General features: G+C 44.8%; 3 protein-coding genes. 2 read left to right on the plus strand and 1 reads right to left on the minus strand.

Translation table 11 applies throughout. The annotated features are described in order from the left end of the window. Together ftsH4 and F6K53_RS37415 are read left to right on the plus strand one after the other, a co-directional pair. Positions 1-1,645 (plus strand): ATP-dependent zinc metalloprotease FtsH4 (gene ftsH4, locus F6K53_RS37410; RefSeq protein ID WP_293084695.1); only part of this gene is annotated, 1,645 nt, incomplete at its 5' end. 105 nt (positions 1,646-1,750) lie between these two features. Further along, on the plus strand, positions 1,751-2,098 hold the full coding sequence (locus F6K53_RS37415) for a hypothetical protein (protein ID WP_293037145.1): 348 nt from the start codon (positions 1,751-1,753) through the stop codon (positions 2,096-2,098). Positions 2,099-2,101: 3 nt separating this feature from the next. Here the strand turns inward: F6K53_RS37415 and F6K53_RS37420 are convergent, their stop codons facing one another. Further along, positions 2,102-2,269, minus strand: a complete 168-nt coding sequence (locus tag F6K53_RS37420; protein WP_293072302.1) for a hypothetical protein — start codon at positions 2,267-2,269, stop codon at positions 2,102-2,104. Positions 2,270-2,402: the final 133 nt, after the last annotated feature.

A 2,402-nucleotide genomic window follows, 5' to 3' on the forward strand; every position in this document is an offset into this window, starting at 1 on the left:
AGGACAAATTCTGATCACGACCCCAATCTATGACCTAGAGTTACCCCAACGGTTAGAAGATAAAGGAGTAGAATTTGCTGCTGCTCCTCCCCCTAAACGAAGCTGGTTTACCATCGTGCTCAGCTGGGTGATACCTCCACTAATTTTTGTTGGCATTTTGCAGTTTTTTGCAGGGCGTTTTGGTGGTGGTGGACCCCAAGGTGCTTTGTCTATTAGCAAGAGTAAAGCTAAGGTTTATGTGCAAGATGATACCACTAAAGTTACCTTTAATGATGTGGCTGGGGTAGAAGAAGCCAAGACTGAATTACAGGAAATTGTGGATTTTCTTAAAACGCCCCAACGGTTTACTAACATAGGAGCACGAATTCCAAAAGGAGTGCTATTAGTTGGACCTCCTGGAACGGGTAAAACCCTAATGGCTAAAGCAGTAGCTGGGGAAGCTGGTGTACCATTCTTTAGTATTTCTGGATCTGAGTTTGTAGAACTGTTTGTTGGTGCTGGTGCTGCCAGAGTCCGGGATTTATTTGAACAGGCCAAAAAGAAAGCTCCCTGTATTATTTTCATTGATGAGTTGGATGCTATTGGTAAATCCCGTGCTAGTGGTTCTGGTTTTGTTGGTGGGAACGATGAGCGGGAACAAACCCTCAACCAGTTGCTAACGGAAATGGATGGGTTTGCTGCTGGTGATGCTACGGTAATTGTGCTAGCAGCCACTAACCGCCCTGAAACCCTAGATCCAGCTCTGTTACGACCAGGACGATTCGATCGACAAGTGTTAGTAGACCGTCCCGATTTATCCGGTCGCTTGAAAATTCTAGAAATCTATGCTAAGAAAGTGAAGCTGGGGGAGGATGTGGATCTAAAAGCGATCGCAACTCGTACTCCTGGTTTTGCTGGTGCTGACCTTGCTAATCTGGTTAATGAAGCAGCGCTGTTAGCTGCCCGCAACCGCAAAGAAAAAGTAACCCAGGCAGACTTTGCGGAAGCGATTGAGCGAGTAGTGGCTGGTCTAGAGAAGAAAAGCCGGGTACTCAATGACAAAGAGAAAACCATCGTTGCTTACCATGAAGTCGGTCATGCTCTAGTTGGTGCTTTGATGCCTGGTGGAAGTAAAGTCGCTAAAATCTCGATTGTGCCACGGGGGATGGCAGCACTAGGCTACACCTTGCAAATGCCTACAGAAGACCGCTTCTTAATGGACGAGAAAGAACTCCAAGGTCAGATTGCTACCTTACTTGGTGGACGGGCAGCAGAAGAGATTGTGTTTAATAGCATTACCACTGGCGCTTCCAATGACCTCCAACGAGCTACGGATTTAGCGGAGCAGATGGTAACCACCTATGGCATGAGTAAAGTTCTCGGACCGTTAGCTTACCAGAAAGGTCAGCAGTCAAGCTTTCTCGGAGATGGGATGATGAATCCCCGCCGCAATGTCAGCGATGAAACTGCTAAGGCGATTGATGATGAAGTCAAAGAGATTGTCGAAACAGGTCATCAACAAGCATTAGCGATTCTGAACGAGAATCGGGAGTTGCTCGAAACCATTGCTAAAGAAATATTGGACACGGAAGTAATTGAGGGTGACAAATTGCAAGAGCTTTTGAGTAAAGTTAAGTCTGCCGAGCAGGAGCCTGCTGTCGTTTAATCGCAATTTTCAATTGCAAGGATTACAAGGGTTGGGTGCGGAGTTTCCCCGTGCCCAACCCTTTGATTAATCAAGTAATCTGAATGCTTACATAGTATAGTTGTTATGAATGGATTATTTGATATTCTAGAAAAAATCGAAAAATGCCCTGGTATGTATATTGGTCGTCCTTCGGTAACCGATTTATTTATGTTTTTAGTTGGCTATGAATATGCTCGCAGTGAGATGGATATTGAGTTGACTGAAGCAGAAGCCAAATTTTATGAGGAGTTTCAACCTTGGCTACAGGAAAAACTGGGGGTTAAGTCGGTTACGTCATGGGCTAAGTTAATTATGCTTTCTTGTCATGATGAAAAAGTAGGTTTTGAATATTTTTTTCGGTTGTTGGCTGAATTTAAACAAAACCATGGCTTGTTAGCTACAGAATCAAGTTCTGAATTTGTTCGTCAATAATGATTATTGTTGAAGGTCAAAAAAAAGTAGAAACTTGGCACCAGGCATCAGCAGTTTCAGTACCTGCATATAGCCCTTAGCATCAGTAGGGTTCTCGAACCGAGCGAAAACCACTGGTGCCATCGGTGGTAACAACCTCACCATTACCCATGGGTATAGGCGATGGGACATAATATTAAGTTATCGGGCGACTGAAAGGCGCTCTTGGAAGTGAAAGGCTAGAACCCTTTCCTAGTCTTGGATTCAGACTAGTTTCCACCCGAAGGAGCGTAGTGAGATGGATATCGCGGCTAAGGCTACGACA

Origin of the sequence: Moorena sp. SIO4A1, from assembly GCF_010672065.1 — a bacterium.
Classification (GTDB): domain Bacteria; phylum Cyanobacteriota; class Cyanobacteriia; order Cyanobacteriales; family Coleofasciculaceae; genus Moorena.

Excerpts from the sequence above, each read along its gene's own strand:
- F6K53_RS37415 (WP_293037145.1), top strand. The coding sequence starts at position 1,751 with ATGAATGGATTATTTGATATTCTAGAAAAAATCGAAAAATGCCCTGGT.
- F6K53_RS37420 (WP_293072302.1), bottom strand. The coding sequence starts at position 2,269 with ATGTCCCATCGCCTATACCCATGGGTAATGGTGAGGTTGTTACCACCG.